Consider the following 16,772-nt stretch of genomic DNA (forward strand, 5'->3'; position numbering starts at 1 on the left):
ACTTATGGCTGGGTACAGAAATAGAAATAATGATGGGCCGAACAGTGAGGACAAGGCTCTCGACCTTTTTGCAGAAATGATGATTGAGAAAATCGAGAGCATCCACAAAAACTGGGAAAAACCCTGGTTCACTGAGGGAGCATTGCAGTGGCCGAAAAATCTTTCGGGGCGGGAATATAACGGCATGAATGCTTTTATGTTGCTTCTACACTGTGAGAAAGAAGGATACAAGATTCCTCGCTTCTGTACGTTCGATTGTGTGCAGCGGCTCAACAATCCCGGTAAAGACGGGAAGGAACAGCCTCGTGTCTCCGTACTACGTGGTGAGAAATCCTTTCCTGTCATGCTGACCACGTTTACTTGCATTCACAAAGAAACGAAAGAGAAAATCAAGTATGATGATTATAAGAAGCTGTCCGACAAAGAGAAGGATGAGTATAATGTCTATCCGAAAATGCAGGTGTTTAGGGTGTTCAACGTGGCGCAAACCAACCTGAAAGAGGCCCGTCCGGAGATGTGGGAAAAGCTGGAACAGGAATACTCGCAACCTAAAATCAAGAATGGGGAGGATTTTAACTTCGCTCCGGTCGATACGATGATAATGGACAACCTATGGATTTGTCCGATTACGCCGAAACATCAGGATAATGCCTACTACTCAATCACAAGGAATGAAATCATCGTGCCAGAAAAGGAGCAGTTCAAGTCGGGAGAAGCGTTCTATGGCACTCTGTTCCATGAAATGACGCACTCAACCGGTGCGGAAAGTATGCTCGACCGGTTCAAGCCGACTTCATTCGGTTCTCCGGAATATGCACGCGAGGAACTGGTGGCCGAACTTGGCAGCGCACTGGTCGCCCAACGTTATGGTATGACCAAGCATATCAAGGATGACAGTTGCGCGTATCTCAAAGGGTGGCTTGATGAGTTGAAGGAATCGCCGCAATTCATCAAGACTACGCTGCTCGATGTGAAAAAAGCGACATCGCTGATTACGCAAAGAGTGGATAAGATAGCACAGGACATGGAACGTGACGTCAGTGAGAAACAGGAAAGCGGAGTTGCCGCAAAGGAGAAGATATTTTATTCTTCCGTCGCGTATCTCCAGTCAGCGGATGATACGAGGCAACTCGATGAGCTCAAGGACAAAGGCGACTATGAGGGACTGTTGACGCTTGCCAAGGAGTATTACGATGGTAATGGTATCAACGAAAAGGATACATACCCGTCACCTACGAACAACAGGGGTGATAACCTTCTTATCGAAGATAAAAATTTTGCCGTCGTATATAACGGAAGTGTCGGGGGCACATACGAAGTGATGCTGAAATTCACGGAGCAGGAAGTGCGTGACCATATCCGACGTTACGGTGTCGATCTTGCCGGAGAGACAATCAAAGAGGTTGCCAAGGATATGGCTGCAGAACAGTTCTCCGCCATGTCGCAACAAAAGATTCCTGCGTTCGAGATGCCTAACGGTGATGTTCTTTATGTCGGGTATAGCCGTGAATCCGATACGCTGGATGTCGGCCAGACAGCCAATGCAGGTATCATAGCACAGCATCGTTTCCCTTATGACCATAATATCGGGCTGGATGCCAATCTGCAAAAGGTAAATGAAAAACTGAACGAGATGGAGGAATATCAGGAAGAACTACAAGAGGCAGAGTATAGCGGTGGAATGCGGCGTTAGAGTGCTATGTATAAGCGATGTGGAGCGGACTGTATAAAAGTCTGCTCCACGTTTTTATAGCCCGCACCGATGCCATAGATACGATGCAGGCTGTTCATATTATTGGTCTAATAAGCGGTCAATCATTGACTGTAGGTTTGACAAGTCACAATATTGATTCCGTCCGCCGGTGTAGTCCTTTGCGTGCTTGGCTGTACGTATAAGGAACGAATCGAGTTCTATTCTTACACCACTGCCCATTCGGGAGGATGTGGATGAGTGGCTGATATAAACGAATTTGCCGTTACGTTCAACAAAACAAGAGGTGTCGTAATGTCCTTTTGAATTGGATACTACCGTTGCATCAACGGCTTCTGCATATTTGGAAATCTCACGCACCAAAGCAGTTTGGAAATTGCAGTATTCCTTTGAAACATAGATACCTGCATCTGCAAGGATAGAAGATTGCCATTTGGTATAAAAATTCTGTGCCATATTGTTTTTTTATTATTGGTTATTTAACGTTAGTTCAATATAAGTATTAAAATTATCCTTTTGAATATTAGGAATATAGTGATATAAGTATTAAAATTATAGTGTCCAATTATAACATTTAAACGATACCACTATCGTTCTCAGAGGCTAAGATTACAGAGATTTATTGTATGGCAGATGATTTTTGCAAGGAATTTGCTATCCAACAAGAAAAATATATGATTAAGGATACATCCCATAAGCATCGTAACAAGCCTAACCGTATGAGTGATGCGGAAATTATGGTAATTCTCATCCTGTTTCATTCCGGCGGTTTTCGATGTTTCAAACACTATATATTTCCGCCAGTTGAAACGGCCTGCGGCTATATTGCCGCAAAGCCGTTTAAGAGCGTTGTTCACTGTCATTTCACACCTCCTTTTCTTAATATTGTGAGTTGATCAGGGCGTTTAGGGAACCAATAAGCATCGCTATCTATATATACACATATTTTATCATTCCACGGCTTCCCAAAAGCTAATACTTCTTTGGGACCGAATACCACGCCATAGTCATTCGTGAATGCAACTATGTCACCTACAGCCAAATCGTTGTCTGTTTCCATAACATCCGACAGCCTGTTAAAAAACTCCATACCTTCCTTTTCCTGCTTTGCCCTCCATCTCCGAAACTCCTTTTTGTGGCTTCTCGGTGTGGGTATAGGGGATAATTCCGATGCAAGAACCTCTGCTTCAGCCGAACCGCTTGCAATCAAAATAATGCTGTCACTATCCACTTTCTCAGGAGCGGAAATCACTTTATAAGTTCCGTCAGAGTTACCATTGTCGAGGTCTTTACAGTAAAGGAGGTTGCCACTTTTGATGTAATCGTATTTACCCATTGTCTTTTGATTTTTTTATTTTCCCTTTTCTTGAAGCCTTTTGACTTCGCCCAAAGGGGTTGTTTTATGTGCACTTCAGACGGTGGATGCAAGAACAATAGGCAAGTAACCGGGAGTGAAATTTTATGAATACCGTAATCTGTGATTGCGGAAGGTTCCGTCAAATTTCATTTCGGGTAGCGAAAGCGGTACTTGAATAGTGTTCGTCTGCCGTACCTTTGCACGCAAAACAAACCTGCGGCGCAGGTCAGGGCAACGAGAGGATTATACTGGTTAAAATTGGGGGAACGCTATGGATAAAAAAGGTAGTGGAGCCAGTTATGGAGGTGTTCGGCAGAACATGGTTATAAAAGTAATTCACCTTCCCATATGGGGACGAATAAAACCACCCGTCGCAACAACGGGTGGCTACCAAATATTGCTGGAAAACATCAGAAGTGATAATCAATAACTCCTCCGATGTAAAGTATCGTACCTGGCTCCAGTTTGCAAACAAACGCCATAAACGCAAAGGACTGTTCGGCGAATGACTGGCATCCATCTTCATCCAAATAGAAATGATAAGCGATATCCAATGGGTTTTCGATTGCTTTTTGTAGGTTATAAGTTATACTCCACTCCAGCATATTCTCCATTGTGATAGCCTCCGCATTCTTTCGGATATTGGCGACATATTCTTCTTTCCATTGCTCTATACCACCATTATAGCGCATGGTATCTTCAGATATAAGCTCGAACATCCCTTTGGGTAGAGCATGATTGACCAGATAGGCAATATCCTCCTTGCGTGTTTCATCGTCTATGTCCGAACAATAATCATAAGGGCTGCAATCTCCTTGAAGAAGTGTGTCTTCATTCAGATAGCTGTCTTGCCCTATCTCCATTGTTGAAATTTGGAAAATCCTACTGTGCATAATTTTGATATTAATTAGTTGAACATTGTTTATTTCCCTTTTCTTGAAACTCTCGGCTTCTTGACGGGATGATTTTTATGCAGGACAGACAGCAAAAAGGACGATAAGACCAGTAAACAGTGTACGTGATGGAATGGAATACCCAAATCTATGATTTGTGGAAGGCTGCCAGGAACATCCGGGAACCGTTAGCGCAGCGGTACTTGGCGACAGTCCGTACGCTGTACCTTTGCATATAAAATTCCACCGGCAAAGAGTGCCGATGGTGAGATAAGGAGATACCCGAATCGGGGATATAAAAGGATTTTTTATATAAAAGGATTGGCGGCTACGCAAAAAGCAAAGTCCTCCAACCTGTTATACAGATTGGAGGGACTTATGAAATAATGATTCAATGCTGAATGCGCTCTGCATATCGTCATTTTAGTTTCAGTATTTTCCCGAATCAGTCCGATACAGAAAATTCGTAGATGTTGCAGAAAGCATCTGGGTTTTGGCTGTCCCACTTTTCGGTAACAGCAAGGATTTCCTCTACCGACTTGACGTTGTGACCACTGATTTCCTTAAACCACTTGAACATATCTTCCTTTTTAGAGAAATATTCTTTGTACCACTTGTCATCAGGTGTACATAAGTCGGCAATGTATTTGTCGGTAAAATATTTGCTTTCCGTATCATTCGTCCAATATTCTGCCATACCCGGCTCTTCCGACTGATAAAAATAACGTAGGGTCGGAAATTTCCTGCATACCAGCATGAATGTTTCATCACACGGTCCCCAAGCTGTTTCAGTAGTGAATTTCAAAATGCCGTCGTCCATTTCAAGGTCACTCCATTCCCCTCGACAACGGATTTCTTTCCAGTCGCCACCCAAAGCGTTCACGAGGCAGCCCAGCCATGTTGTTCCAAAGCCGTTTGGAACGGACGGCTCTTTGCGTTCCTGTAAATCTGCCATCAACTCATAGAGGTTTTTTACTTCTTTCGCGTCTCCCTCTATTACATAAGACGTACTGCACCAATTCGGCATAATCGTAATTTTTAATGGTTTGTTAAACATTGTTTTGTTTCCCTATTCTTGAAACTTTTTCGGTTTCTCGTCGGGAATGATTTTTATGCTTGATTAACAGAGGAAAAAGGACGATAAGACCAGTAAACAGTGTACGTGATGGAGCGGAATACCCAAATCTGTGATTTGCGGAAGGCTGCTGGGAACATCCGGGAACCGTTAGCGTAGCGGTACTTGACGTTCGGCCGGACTCTGTACTTTTGCATATAAAATCTTAATCGACAAGAATTGCGAAGAATGTGATAAGGACAAATGACACAGAAAATATATGAGGTCTGAAAACAGTCTGTAGTTAAAAAGGACAAACGAAGCCATTTATAACAGAAGTAAAATTCTTGAATATATACAATTTGAGAACGGAAAAGCCAAAGTGACGAATGAAGGACAGTTTGTAAACAAAGGGGAATATTCTGTATGGGTATCTTCGTCCTGGATGTTTATAGATAATCCTTTGGTGAAAGATAGTAAATAGCGATGCAAGAATAAGTAATAATCCAAGTTACTGTATCCGTTATCTACTATATGAAAAGAGTGCCGATTTGATTATCAGCACTCTTTTTAGCAATATGAGTATTGTTACTCGGCAAAGAACAACTCCACTTTCGTGTGTCGGTTGGCTTCAACTGGTATATGATCGGCTATTCCACCTCTGCTTACCTTGACAATCCGTTCGGTTGGAATATCGCGTTTGCCTAATTCAGAAACGATATAGTCTGTTCTCGACATACTCAATGAATTATTGAGGACCGGAGTTCCTGTTGAACTATCTGCCGCACCGATTACTCGCACGGACAGCCCGTGTTTGTTCGCCACACGAGCCAGTTCATCAAGATTGAGTATCTGTGAAGCATCCGTCAAGTGTACAGTATTCAAGTTAAAGAAGAAATAGACGGGTGATCCGATACATTTTTCAGCCGGCATAGGTATCATTCCTCCCGAACCGATTGTAGCCGATTCTGCGAAAGAACATCCGTTATTGCCTGATTGGATATTTATAGAATCAAGTGGTGAATTGCCATTCCAATGCCGATTCTTTAATCTTGCCAGGAGTGAGTTCAGTCCGCTATAATTATTCATGGGATAGCCTTTGTGTCCGTTGGTATTGTCCTCTTTGATAAGATGGCCATACTTATCAAGTAACCCTTCAATTTCCAGAATCTTTTTCAATTCAACAAACGTTCGATGATTCTGATCGTTTAGATTTGCATAATGCTTGTTTTCCTTTGATAGAAAGCTGGCATAATCCACGAGCCACTCATTTTGACGGACATAAGGTGTTGCATCCACTGTACGTTTCCAGCCGACTTTTCCAAGATGGAACGTGAAGCCGGCGGTCAGCAATAGCATATGGTCTCCAAGACGGTTTGGGTGTCCGTAGCCATCGAAATCCTGAAAGGTGGTTGTACCGGATAGTTCCAGTATGGCACTTACTCGTTTGGAAATATTGTATTGTCCTTGTAGCCCGTAGGAAACAGCCAAAGGATTGTGCTTGTTGGTGACATTATGCAGGAGTCCGACTCCGGCAAATGGCGCAAAAAGCCAACGCACCTGCTCTTGCCGGGCATACCTGCGGCCGAGTATATTCCATAGCAGATCCGCATGGATATGATGGTAGTCCTGAGTGGACAGAGTACCATCCTTGAACTGTAAGCCACTGTAGCTGATACGCGCACCGACCGATGGTGTGAACCACTTACCGACGGCAAGGCTGTACGAAGGTTTCAAGCGTCCGAACAAGTCTTCACAACCAATCGGTGTGCCGAGAAAAGCCATCGCGCCTCCAGTTATGCTGACAAACCAGTTGCCAGTCTGGGATGCCGGAAGTGTCACTCCGTCGAGATAAACAGGCTGTATCGGTTGAAGCTCCTCCGTGACATTATAGAATGATAGGGATCGTACAGTATCACCCTGTGCTGATTGTACACTTGCGTGTGCCTGCAACGAGCAGAGCACAGCGAAAATAAAAATGAGTTGTTTCGTCATATTCCAATAGTTTTTATTAGTCGTACATTTTTTTATCGTAAGTGTGTGCCACTTAGCGTTTGGGCTTTTTGCCAACAGCCGGACGCATCATACGGCTCGCCATCCTCATGCAGCGGAGTGCCCATGCACGATTGTCCTCGTCATCATCGCGTCCCCACTTCAAGTCGCTTCCACCGCCTCCGCCACCACGTGTTTCGGCAAATGAAGTGGCGTCATCGAGCATTCCAAGGAAAAGCATTGTTGCACAGTGCATCACATCTGCGCCCTGTTCCGCGATAGACTGCACGAGCGAACCGTCGAATAGCTGCCGTTCCGACACGTCCATCTGTGCCGAAACATTCCGGTATTCACCGACCACACTTTCCAGCAATACGTCCTTGAGCAATGTGTCCACTTTGGAGTGAACATCACGCGAATACTTATAGGCTTCCTCTTTGAGTTCTTCGGTGCGCCCCTCAATGGCATCCATGTTTTCCTTGAGGTCGGCAAGTTGTTGGTCAGCGACCTGCAGTTTCTGTTGTTTGTCTGCCAATTGCTTATTGATATCGCCCAGTTCTTTTTCCAACATTTGAATCTGTGTTGTCAGTTCTGCCGCATTACCGCTATTCGCTTTCAGGTCATGCTCTGCTGCCGACAGCAGAGCCTCTTTTTCAGCTTTCGACTTTTCAAGGTTATCGACCATTGTAGTAAGCCCCTTAATCCGGCGTTCTGCCAAACGGATGTCTGACTGAAGCTCCGAGAGTGCTTTCCGGTGCCGGTCGATATTTTCCTCAATGGTTGTACACTCTTCGGACAGCATTCGGCGATACTCCTCAGTAGACCTGTGACGTGCGCCTGTTTCGGATACGCTGCTTCCTCTCGACATTCCCCACTTGGTATTGACTTCGGCGAAAAAGTCTGTATGAAGTTGTTTCATCCTCGCACTATATTCAAACTTGTCCTTTCCGGCGAATATCTCCTTGTACGCAAAACGGCCATCTTTGATTGGCAGAAGCGTACAGTGAATATGCGGATTCACTTCATCCAAATGTACAATGAAAGCGGCGATGTTCTGTTCACCATATCTGCCGCTCACAAATGAATAAACGTCCTTTGCCCATCGTTCTATTTCGCTTTTCCGTTTGATGTGGGTATTGTCCGCATCTTTTTTGAAATCCACTTCCTGCGTGCCGAAAGCAAGTTCGCACATTCGTCTTCTGGAACCGCCGAAAATGATGTTCACCACCGTGCGGTATTTCGGTTCTGCCAGCCCCTCGTTAGGGTCTTTGATTCCGCGACGGCTCAATATATCTGCCATTCGTTCGGGAATATTGCGGCTCGTGTCGATAGAACGTACATTGCCGCCAGGCGTAATCTCGAAATTCAGATGTTTGCGCGTAGGGTCATAGTTGCCCTTGTCCATGGCATATTTTTCTGCCCGTTCGCTGCGCTGACGCATATGTTCGTTACTTTGCGCTGCTGTGATGCCTTTTGAGACCTGAACATCAAGCACCTGTTTTTGATCTGCCATACTCTTTTCGTGTTGTTGCGGACAATTCTCCGTGTCCCAGCTTGCTGCTTGTATAGACACCGCTCCCGCCGACGAATGTCGGTCGGGGTATTAGGCTCCCCCTTCCCTTTGTTTCGTGGCAGACGGGCAAGCCCGGATGCCTTCTATAAACGGCAGGATACCTGTAATGGGACGAAGGTGGATTGTGCGCAGTTATACAATTTGTTTCCGATTACTGATTCAATCCGCCGTCTCGCACGCTTTTGCTAAAAACGATAAAAAAGGCTTGCGAAGCGATTTTAGGCATTCTGTATCTTCATCCGTGGCAATGTTCGCAGTGTTCGCTTCGGTATCAAGAATAAGCCCTGCAATGTCCTTGGATGCCTCAATGAAATCTGCCCATTCACCAGCAAGGTCATGACAGAAAAAATCAACAAGGGGCAATTCGTTATCGAATCTTGATTTGCGTAAAATTTTTTGTAGGGCGGCATGAATAATACAACTCAAGGCAATTTTTTGAATGTCGGTAACCTTCTTACTTGTATATACCGGTTCTGTATTAAGAGGATTGTCCGGACAGTGCCAAACTTCATTATCGGCTGACGCAGTTATCACCTGCCGCACGAGTTGTCCGTACCTTGCGCCAACATCGGTAGCAGATGCTTTGCCAATCACCCAATCGGACAACATATCACGGAACTGTTCAGAAACGCTGGTATGATTATGAGCATTGTAAGAGTCTATAGACAATCCGGAATGTACTGTTATGGTAATGACAACACTTTTGGGAAGTCTGATGCGTTTAAGTAAACCGAACGTTTCCATTGTATCCAAAAAAGAACGGACAGTAGCCCGGTGCCAATGCCACTCTAAAGCGAGATCGGAAACGGTCACATGGCATTGATTGGGTAGAAGGTCATAGTCATGTTTTCTTAAAAAAGGGGAAACAAAACCTGATATGGCTTTGTCCAACAGGTCACAATAGGCTTCGGTCTTTGTTTTGCGTTCACCAATTTTTTCTTTGAGATAGTCGAAAACTTCTCTATCCGCCAATATGGGGACAGCTATCTTTTGTTTGTTTTTCATTTTTATTCTGTTTTTAATGATTACTATTACGCGGATGTAACAGGGTTGCCGCTGTCCGCGTCATGCGGCAACTTTGCGTGATGATGGTCGTGATAAATTTCGGACAATAGTTCGGGATGTTTCGCCCACTCGGAAAGTACATCCGTTTGTTTACATCTGGCCATTATTCGAACAGAGGGATAGAACATAGCAGCCAAAAGAAGATAGGATGCTGTTACTGCCGTCGTATGCAAGTATGAGGAAAAGATGGTAGGCAATACTGCCAAAGCAATTGTGACAAATGCACGAGGACTACTCTGCAGTCTTCGCAAACAGTTATCTGTCAGTCTAAACGAGAACATGGCGGCACAAACAGTGGTAGAGAGCAGGATGCTGAACTGCCCGGAATGTCCACACGTGTAAATGTAGTGGAAGAGTAACAGTAGAATCAAACATACCTGTACATACAGTTTGCGTGCCTTGTTACTACGAGTCATGGCAACATAGAATGCTGTCATAAAAGGACGACGGCTTTTGTACAATGCCAGTGGTAATACAAAAGGCATTGTGCAGAAAACATATTGTAATATATTCCAAATCATAGGTAATAAGGTTTTTCGCGTACTAAAATGGGGCGTATCACCAGCTCCAACCGAACAACATTATGGGTAGCTAACAGGATAATGGATTCAGCATCCCGCGGTGAGAAGTACATCGCCGCTTTCTTGATACGTTGCCTGAATGTATGGTCTTGCTTACGATAGATAGCCAGAGCTTTGTCCAGTTCGTGCTCTGGAACCGTCCATGTCGTTCCCTTGGTATAAGCACCTCTGTCCCTGAAAGCCCGCAATACTAACGTGCGGACAGCAACATAGTCGATGTGCCCATTTTTTGATAAGGCGTACTCTTTGTAGAGATTGTCATCAACAACCTCTATCCATGTACGGTATTCTTTAATCCAATAGACCATTTGTCTGTATAATGTGTTACGCATGGTATTGCATTTATATAAAATTCAATAGGATATCGTCTTTGTTTTTCTTATACTTAAACGTGCCGTTTTTGGAATGTAACCTCAAATCGAGACATAAATCCCCATACATCTGCTCCATAGAATCATAAATAGTAACAAGGATGCTGTTTACCTTGCCATCGATATCCGTCTTACAGTTCATTTTGAACATCTGTCCGAATGCAGGGTTGGAGTAAGCACAGGTACTATGACCGAACTTGTCTACAGGTGTGGGGATATGATGATAAAGCGTTATTAGTTCCATGTCGTCCTCGAACATATCCATCACTTCCTCCAACTCGTATGGATCGCTCAACGGAAAGGTCAACAAGGCATAGTCGCCATAAAATTGCGGAGATTCCATTGTCGTTACATTAAGCAACTGCGGCAGTTGAAGAGGAATAAACGTCATAAAATCGTCAAAAAAGTGGCGTAACATATTCATTGCTCTTTGGTTGGTTTATAGGGTGTGTATAAAGATTTCCATAAGCATTCCTGGTAGTTCGGAGAGTCGTTTGCTTTCGGATTGCATGAGAAGGCTTAAGGAGTTGAATGTTTCAGGGGTCTGTGCCGCCATTCTATCAAGCTGTTTCCGTTCCTCACTGGAAAGTAGTGTCATAGAAAAGCCGTCAAGTAGGGTATAAGGCTGTATGAGCATCCAAATATAGGCATGTGCCTGTGAAGGGGTACTGATTTTCTTGTTTCGAACATCATTGATGCAGGTTTGCATATTTTGAATTTGTCTACGGTTGGTGCGCATTGACAAATAGAGCATGGCTTCTCGGTATGTAATCTCTTTACGTTTGGCTGCAAGGAATATCTGCGAACAGCACAGTTCTGTATCATGTGTTATGTCTGCTATGTGTGTGCCGCCAAGGTTGTGTAAATGGGTGAGGAATGCCCGGAAGAGGACATCCTCCTTGGTGATGTATGCCATAAGGTCATCGCGACTGTGTATGCCATCTTGGATGGTTTTGGCAAGTAATGCACGATATGCTGATAGAATCTGAGCTTTGTCGCCCTTGTGGGGAGGATAACTATCCAGTGATGTAAAGAATGGACGAATACCTTCGGCGGTATGGTGCAATTCGTTGTCATCATTATAGGATGAGAACTGTCCTTTGAAAGACAAGAGTTCCTGATAGGTTCGTGGTCTTGATAGAACCAAACGTGAGAACTCAATGCAGATGGAATCGTGCAGGCGGTAACACTCTTCGCGAAGTCCGGTGTGGGATTGGTTGAGTGTGTCCCGTCTCAGGCGCGTAAAAACGGAATCTTTGATGATTTGCCACTGCTGGACGTGTTCGGTCAATACTTTGAATGAGGGCTTTTCCAAACATCGTATATCGGACAGGTACTTTCTGTATGTTCCGGCTGTCTCGCTTTGAACATCTAACATTGATTTGCCGCTTTCTCTGTCGCATGATGCCAATGTAAACATGACAAATGAAACGGCATATATTCCGGTCATACGTAATGTTGTTTTAGAATATGATTTTGAGATTTTCATATTTATGTTATTATATTTAATGGCACAAAACTATATATAATTTTCAATACATAACCTCTTCTGTTAAGGTTTTTGCATCTTTTGTACTATCATATTTAACAATATGATTTTCAATGAAAACAAGTGAAAGAAATGTGACTAAAAAAAGTTTTTTATCACATTTTTGACTTGATATGATTTTGCTTCCAAATGAAAGTGCTATATTTGCACTTGTTATCCAAATAGTGTATATTCAAATGGCAAAAGTCGGCTATATATTCAGAGAGAATAATGACAGTTTTGACAGAGAGATGGAATGGATGCAGCAATATGGCTGTGTACAAATCATCGAGGAAACATTCGAACACGAAACATTGCGACCGATGTGGAAACAGCTTATGTCAAATTTGCAACGGGGTGATGAAATTGTAGTGACCAAGTTCAGCAATGCTGTGCGCGGTTTGAGAGAGTTGGCTGTATTCATTGAACTATGCCGGATAAAGATTGTACGCATTATCTCTATCCATGACAAAATAGATACTCAAGGGGAATTGTTCCCAAATACAACCATTACTGATGTGCTGTGGCTAATAGGAGCATTTCCGGAAGAGATTGCTGCCTTGCGAAAGTATTCCGCTCATATAGAAAAACTGCGAAAGAACATCAAAGCTCCTACGACACCACAGGTCTTGACCAAAGCACAGCGGGATAAAGTAATTGTGGATATGTATATTAACGGACATTCTTTTGATGACATCCATGCTGCCAGTGGCTTCAATAGTAAAAGCTCGATTTGGCGTATTTTGAATAAATACAATGTGAAACTTGATCGGGGCCGGAGTAGTGGACCACGTGCCAAACCGAAAGAAGACGAGGCGGAAGAAAGTGATGTTTGACGGAATTACTAATTTTTGAATTTGTTTTATCGGCTATTTTTCGTGTTTTTAATTGAATTATTAACAGTATAAATGTAAGAATAATGGAAGATGTTATAATTGTACTACTGGTATGTTGGGTTGTGGGTAAGTTATTGAAAGGTGTGTTTGGCGGATTCAGCAAGAGTAGTTTCAAAGATGATAAGTAAATTGTGCAGTTGCATTGATAAAAAAGGTTAAACGTTTTTCCAGATATAGGAATACAGGATATCTCTGTGTGTCCTGTATTCCTATGTCCTAAATACGTCAAAATCTCTATTTTAGCCTTCACTATCGTTTTTTGCACGGTTTATTTATACGACAATGAAGCAGGATGTTGTTGTTTCTATTTTCATTTTTGTAGTCATTTCTTGACTATACTCCATAATTTCATCCATTGTAATCCACGTCGGCTTTTCATCCTCTTTGAAGCTATTGTAGAGTTTTATCATCAATTCAATTTGTTTCGTTTCATTACCTGCCCACAAACGTTTGGTATTTCTGTTCCCATAGCCAAGGTAGTATTGGCAGTCTGCTTGCAAACGCCCTAATAATAGATATCTAAATTCTAAATCCCGCTGCATAACTTCGCCTATTGCCATTTCTCCTGTTGATTGACTTGTTGCTTTCATATTCATTTAATTAAGTTTATTATTTTCCCTCCGATACTTCCAGTACCGAAGGTTGGTTATTTTTCTGCTTACAGAATTGATGAACGGTTCGGGCAAGGAGAGTGCGGAAAATACGCTCTATGATGTGTCATAGAGGAAGATTTTTCGACAGCCAACAAAAGTGGTCCTTGACAGGAAGCGATAATCGTCAATCGACCTTTGCAGAAAAAATAACATGGTTCGCGGAATGGGGCACAAGGAAAGTAAATGTATGTGAATGGAAAAGACAGAAGCGAAATTTCGTATATAGATGGAAGTTGCCGATAACTGATATAATGGTGGCAATGGTTCGACCATGAATAAAACAAAAGCGACCGAAAGGCCGCTTTGTTATGATAAGACGAGAACTATTTCTTACGTTTCTTTGTTGATTTTGTCACTTTTTTAGGAGTTTCCTCCTTTTCGATGGGTGGATAGAACTTGACGGCTACCATCACGATGCGGTTGAACTTTGTACCGTTTTTAATCCATTCTTCGGGTTTGAAATAGCCCTCGATGGTGAGCATTGTACCCTTGGTCAATTGGTCGAATGCCCCGATGTTTTCGTTCTTGCGCCAAGCCTCGATGTTCATAAAGGCAGAAGTGCGGTCGGTTTTTTCTCCGTTCTTTTCCTGTCGACTTACAGCCAAGGGGAAACGTGCTACACTGGCGGTGGTGAACTGGCGAATTTCAGCGTCTTTACCTACAAATCCGGTTACTGTGAAAGTGTTTTCAATCTTTTTCATGTTGAATTGCTTTTAGAAGTTATTAAATCAATTTTTACGTTGCCACAAAAAGTAGATGCTGTTTAAGGGATGCACCAAGGGATAGCTGATATAATACGCTTTATTTTTGACTGTAGGCAAAATCTGGGGCTTGATAAAGGAAGATTGTACAGCGATACCATTGGTCAAGACTTGCAGAAGTCACTCCCGGCTGCATACTATCTTTGCATCGAAAAAATGATGATTACTTCGATGAAAAGCGATTATGAAAAGTTGAAAGCAAGTAATCGGGAAGATAAAGGAAAGATCCAACCTGAATGTCTACACAAGTATAGTAGCATATCCGTCTGAAAGTCAGTAAAGAAGAATGGCAAACCCAAACAGCATATCTTGTCTTGAGTCGAGACTGCAATAAATGAAACATCGTCCGACCCAAAAAGAGATTGCCACATAGGAGCGTGCTGGTCAAGAATGAATAGGGACGTAAGCGACCCCAGCATCATGAGATAGCTGTATCCACATCGAAAAAAGGGTAACAAGAGAAAAGACAGAAGGAATGACGAAAAGTTGGCATTTTGTACACAAAGCTGTCAACGGGTTGCTTTGTACGAATGGCTGCTTTATAAAAGGAATGGCGCAGCTAAAAGAGAGAAAGCTATAAAAGGAAAACGAGGCAAGGCTGAAATGGACGGTACCATTCCAACCAGCCGATTATTATGCTATTTCGCGGTAGCGACATTTGTCTGTTATTGAAATTCAACCATCATAATACGGTGTTTGAATATTTTGTTCTTATCGCTGGGACGTCTTTGGCAGATCCATAGGTGGTGTGCGCCATAACCGTATGTAAAATACTTGTCAAACGGTACTTTTTTCTCCAACAACTTCATGTTTTCACGCAATTCCGTTTCATTGCTTGAAAAAAGAATTGTGTTGATGATTCGGAAATAGAGGTCTGTCACCTCGTCACAATAGGGGCAAAAACTGTATTCTATTGTTACGTTCATATTCTTTTTTATTTTACCTCAATTATATCTTCAATTTGACCAGACAAGACGGAACGGAGTGCGGTTTTGTCAATGGCGTAATACTCGTTAATCTGTCCATACTGTTTTACGAAATACCGTTTTAGGACATCGGAAAAGTCAAAATGGTAACCCATCAGAGCAATGCCTTTGTTGAAATAGCCACATTTTTTCACGCTTTGGGTGAGCCAGTTCTTTTCTTCCCGGCTTAACTTGTCACCATTATTAAGACGTTCTCTCAATTTGTAAACCTTGCTATCTTTCAGTTTTGCTAATTCAGGTACGTCCCATTGGACGAATTTCGTTGCTGTCTGTTTCATGATTTCTATGTTTTTAATCGTAGATAATTACTTCGTCACGGTATTCAATAATCTCTTTGCCATTGGTGAGACGTACAACGATTTTGTTGCCAAAATCGCCGACAATTATTCCCTCCGTATAACCTTTATAGGGAATGAGCAGCGTACAGGATAAACCGATAATCTCACCGTACTGATTGGCAATACCGTTAACATGATCTTTCAGAAATGCCTCCATTTTAACGAGGTCTTGTTTGTTCGCTGTCGTAGCGTGGAAAATGTTTGTTGCACAATTAGCCATAATGTAATTTTTTTAGTTTTTCCCTCTTGTAGCTTGTCAGCTACTTCCGGGCTTGATTTAATTATGTCGCTTCAAAAGGTGTCATGGCTCTTTATGCAGGGTTTCACTGCTAAATACAACCTCTGTAAGCCGGAGGTGGAGATTTTGTCGTGAACCGTCAGGCAACAGACCTTGCATACAAGAAAGACATGACAGATACCTTTGCGACACAATTCATATCGGGCAGCCCGAAAGTAAGGATGCAAGGATGTTGGAGCTAATCAGTATATAAAAAGGATAACAGCGAAAAGATAAAAGATACGGTAAAATAGGCTTCTGTTTGATTGTGCGTTTTAAAGTGAATGGTAAAATGGTAAAGATAACATGAAAATCCAGTTTAGTTTAGTTTGTTAGCTCATATATATGCTAAATTAAATTAAACTAAATATTGGCAGGTATATTTGGATACCTGTGTGAAAATTTGTATCTTTGTGAAAGAGTGAGTTCAACTTGAAAAATGAGAATTTGTACTTTCTTTTTTGGCTGCAACAATTCAGATTCTCAAACCTGAGAACATTAGTCGTGGAAAAATAATAGGAAATGCACTCCCCAAGACAAGTAAATGAAAAGAAAAGAACAAAGTGCAAATCCAAAAACAGGAAAATACATAAACGTACAATTTTGTTTCTGTTTTGTTTCTTAATAAAAATCAATCATTTTATAATATACTGATTATAAGTGCATTGCGGTGATATTTTTATGACAGTTTTGATTATTGTATATAATATTAAAGGAGCTAAACTTCCTAATTCTA

At 42.4% G+C, this 16,772-nt stretch carries 18 protein-coding genes and 1 pseudogene; 3 read left to right on the top strand and 16 right to left on the bottom strand.

The window, feature by feature from the left end:
• Window positions 1-4: 4 nt before the first annotated feature.
• Window positions 5-1,693, top strand: a complete 1,689-nt coding sequence (locus tag QZ327_RS07890; protein WP_294618536.1) for a zincin-like metallopeptidase domain-containing protein — start codon at window positions 5-7, stop codon at window positions 1,691-1,693.
• A 99-nt stretch (window positions 1,694-1,792) separates the two neighbouring features.
• On the opposite strand, the gene QZ327_RS07895 is transcribed toward QZ327_RS07890, so the two are convergent.
• Window positions 1,793-2,167, bottom strand: a complete 375-nt coding sequence (locus QZ327_RS07895) for a hypothetical protein (RefSeq protein WP_120470513.1) — start codon at window positions 2,165-2,167, stop codon at window positions 1,793-1,795.
• Between the two features lie 170 nt (window positions 2,168-2,337).
• On the opposite strand from QZ327_RS07895, the pseudogene QZ327_RS07900 reads away from it, so the two are divergent.
• Window positions 2,338-2,502, top strand: a pseudogene (locus tag QZ327_RS07900) (IS982 family transposase); the annotation flags it as partial.
• A gap of 68 nt (window positions 2,503-2,570) precedes the next feature.
• On the opposite strand, the gene QZ327_RS07905 reads toward QZ327_RS07900, so the two are convergent.
• From QZ327_RS07905 to QZ327_RS07950, 10 genes are all read right to left on the bottom strand, one after another.
• Window positions 2,571-3,047: a hypothetical protein gene (locus QZ327_RS07905; protein WP_294618537.1), complete on the bottom strand. Its 477-nt coding sequence runs from the start codon at window positions 3,045-3,047 to the stop codon at window positions 2,571-2,573.
• A 431-nt stretch (window positions 3,048-3,478) separates the two neighbouring features.
• Complete coding sequence (locus QZ327_RS07910) at window positions 3,479-3,961, bottom strand: hypothetical protein (RefSeq protein ID WP_294618538.1); 483 nt, start codon at window positions 3,959-3,961, stop codon at window positions 3,479-3,481.
• A 445-nt stretch (window positions 3,962-4,406) separates the two neighbouring features.
• Window positions 4,407-4,988, bottom strand: coding sequence for a hypothetical protein (locus QZ327_RS07915; protein WP_120470505.1), 582 nt, complete (start codon window positions 4,986-4,988; stop codon window positions 4,407-4,409).
• 615 nt (window positions 4,989-5,603) lie between these two features.
• Complete coding sequence (locus QZ327_RS07920; RefSeq protein ID WP_294618539.1) at window positions 5,604-7,010, bottom strand: hypothetical protein; 1,407 nt, start codon at window positions 7,008-7,010, stop codon at window positions 5,604-5,606.
• A gap of 52 nt (window positions 7,011-7,062) precedes the next feature.
• Window positions 7,063-8,520, bottom strand: a complete 1,458-nt coding sequence (mobV, locus tag QZ327_RS07925) for a MobV family relaxase (RefSeq protein WP_294618540.1) — start codon at window positions 8,518-8,520, stop codon at window positions 7,063-7,065.
• A 219-nt stretch (window positions 8,521-8,739) separates the two neighbouring features.
• Complete coding sequence (locus QZ327_RS07930; RefSeq protein ID WP_294618541.1) at window positions 8,740-9,585, bottom strand: MarR family transcriptional regulator; 846 nt, start codon at window positions 9,583-9,585, stop codon at window positions 8,740-8,742.
• 26 nt (window positions 9,586-9,611) lie between these two features.
• On the bottom strand, window positions 9,612-10,166 hold the full coding sequence (locus QZ327_RS07935) for a hypothetical protein (RefSeq protein ID WP_120471078.1): 555 nt from the start codon (window positions 10,164-10,166) through the stop codon (window positions 9,612-9,614).
• On the bottom strand, window positions 10,163-10,558 hold the full coding sequence (locus QZ327_RS07940) for a hypothetical protein (protein WP_294618542.1): 396 nt from the start codon (window positions 10,556-10,558) through the stop codon (window positions 10,163-10,165). Before QZ327_RS07940 ends, QZ327_RS07935 begins: the two co-directional genes overlap by 4 nt.
• Window positions 10,559-10,568: 10 nt before the next feature.
• Window positions 10,569-11,015 (bottom strand): hypothetical protein, encoded by a 447-nt coding sequence (locus QZ327_RS07945; RefSeq protein WP_294618546.1) that lies wholly within the window; start codon window positions 11,013-11,015, stop codon window positions 10,569-10,571.
• Between the two features lie 21 nt (window positions 11,016-11,036).
• Complete coding sequence (locus QZ327_RS07950) at window positions 11,037-12,086, bottom strand: hypothetical protein (RefSeq protein ID WP_294618543.1); 1,050 nt, start codon at window positions 12,084-12,086, stop codon at window positions 11,037-11,039.
• A 236-nt stretch (window positions 12,087-12,322) separates the two neighbouring features.
• Here QZ327_RS07950 and QZ327_RS07955 point away from each other — a divergent pair, with 236 nt between their 5' ends.
• On the top strand, window positions 12,323-12,961 hold the full coding sequence (locus QZ327_RS07955; protein WP_294618544.1) for a recombinase family protein: 639 nt from the start codon (window positions 12,323-12,325) through the stop codon (window positions 12,959-12,961).
• Between the two features lie 332 nt (window positions 12,962-13,293).
• On the opposite strand, the gene QZ327_RS07960 is transcribed toward QZ327_RS07955, so the two are convergent.
• The 5 genes from QZ327_RS07960 to QZ327_RS07980 all read right to left on the bottom strand — a co-directional run bounded on the left by QZ327_RS07960 (window position 13,294) and on the right by QZ327_RS07980 (window position 15,883).
• Window positions 13,294-13,611, bottom strand: a complete 318-nt coding sequence (locus QZ327_RS07960) for an LPD11 domain-containing protein (protein WP_120470890.1) — start codon at window positions 13,609-13,611, stop codon at window positions 13,294-13,296.
• 386 nt (window positions 13,612-13,997) lie between these two features.
• The gene (locus QZ327_RS07965) at window positions 13,998-14,375 is read right to left on the bottom strand and encodes a single-stranded DNA-binding protein (protein ID WP_120470884.1); all 378 of its coding nucleotides are present in this window, start codon (window positions 14,373-14,375) and stop codon (window positions 13,998-14,000) included.
• Window positions 14,376-15,100: 725 nt separating this feature from the next.
• Complete coding sequence (locus QZ327_RS07970; RefSeq protein WP_120470880.1) at window positions 15,101-15,361, bottom strand: hypothetical protein; 261 nt, start codon at window positions 15,359-15,361, stop codon at window positions 15,101-15,103.
• An 8-nt stretch (window positions 15,362-15,369) separates the two neighbouring features.
• Window positions 15,370-15,699, bottom strand: a complete 330-nt coding sequence (locus tag QZ327_RS07975) for a molybdenum ABC transporter ATP-binding protein (RefSeq protein ID WP_120470878.1) — start codon at window positions 15,697-15,699, stop codon at window positions 15,370-15,372.
• 13 nt (window positions 15,700-15,712) lie between these two features.
• Complete coding sequence (locus tag QZ327_RS07980) at window positions 15,713-15,883, bottom strand: ribonuclease P (protein WP_294618547.1); 171 nt, start codon at window positions 15,881-15,883, stop codon at window positions 15,713-15,715.
• Window positions 15,884-16,772 lie beyond the last annotated feature (889 nt).

The sequence above is a fragment of the uncultured Bacteroides sp. genome (assembly GCF_910578895.1).
Lineage (GTDB): Bacteria > Bacteroidota > Bacteroidia > Bacteroidales > Bacteroidaceae > Bacteroides.

Coding starts and splice junctions, on each gene's coding strand:
- QZ327_RS07890 (WP_294618536.1), top strand. CDS start 5: ATGGCTGGGTACAGAAATAGAAATAATGATGGGCCGAACAGTGAGGAC.
- QZ327_RS07895 (WP_120470513.1), bottom strand. CDS start 2,167: ATGGCACAGAATTTTTATACCAAATGGCAATCTTCTATCCTTGCAGAT.
- QZ327_RS07905 (WP_294618537.1), bottom strand. CDS start 3,047: ATGGGTAAATACGATTACATCAAAAGTGGCAACCTCCTTTACTGTAAA.
- QZ327_RS07910 (WP_294618538.1), bottom strand. CDS start 3,961: ATGCACAGTAGGATTTTCCAAATTTCAACAATGGAGATAGGGCAAGAC.
- QZ327_RS07915 (WP_120470505.1), bottom strand. CDS start 4,988: ATGCCGAATTGGTGCAGTACGTCTTATGTAATAGAGGGAGACGCGAAA.
- QZ327_RS07920 (WP_294618539.1), bottom strand. CDS start 7,010: ATGACGAAACAACTCATTTTTATTTTCGCTGTGCTCTGCTCGTTGCAG.
- mobV (WP_294618540.1), bottom strand. CDS start 8,520: ATGGCAGATCAAAAACAGGTGCTTGATGTTCAGGTCTCAAAAGGCATC.
- QZ327_RS07930 (WP_294618541.1), bottom strand. CDS start 9,585: ATGAAAAACAAACAAAAGATAGCTGTCCCCATATTGGCGGATAGAGAA.
- QZ327_RS07935 (WP_120471078.1), bottom strand. CDS start 10,166: ATGATTTGGAATATATTACAATATGTTTTCTGCACAATGCCTTTTGTA.
- QZ327_RS07940 (WP_294618542.1), bottom strand. CDS start 10,558: ATGCGTAACACATTATACAGACAAATGGTCTATTGGATTAAAGAATAC.
- QZ327_RS07945 (WP_294618546.1), bottom strand. CDS start 11,015: ATGTTACGCCACTTTTTTGACGATTTTATGACGTTTATTCCTCTTCAA.
- QZ327_RS07950 (WP_294618543.1), bottom strand. CDS start 12,086: ATGAAAATCTCAAAATCATATTCTAAAACAACATTACGTATGACCGGA.
- QZ327_RS07955 (WP_294618544.1), top strand. CDS start 12,323: ATGGCAAAAGTCGGCTATATATTCAGAGAGAATAATGACAGTTTTGAC.
- QZ327_RS07960 (WP_120470890.1), bottom strand. CDS start 13,611: ATGAAAGCAACAAGTCAATCAACAGGAGAAATGGCAATAGGCGAAGTT.
- QZ327_RS07965 (WP_120470884.1), bottom strand. CDS start 14,375: ATGAAAAAGATTGAAAACACTTTCACAGTAACCGGATTTGTAGGTAAA.
- QZ327_RS07970 (WP_120470880.1), bottom strand. CDS start 15,361: ATGAACGTAACAATAGAATACAGTTTTTGCCCCTATTGTGACGAGGTG.
- QZ327_RS07975 (WP_120470878.1), bottom strand. CDS start 15,699: ATGAAACAGACAGCAACGAAATTCGTCCAATGGGACGTACCTGAATTA.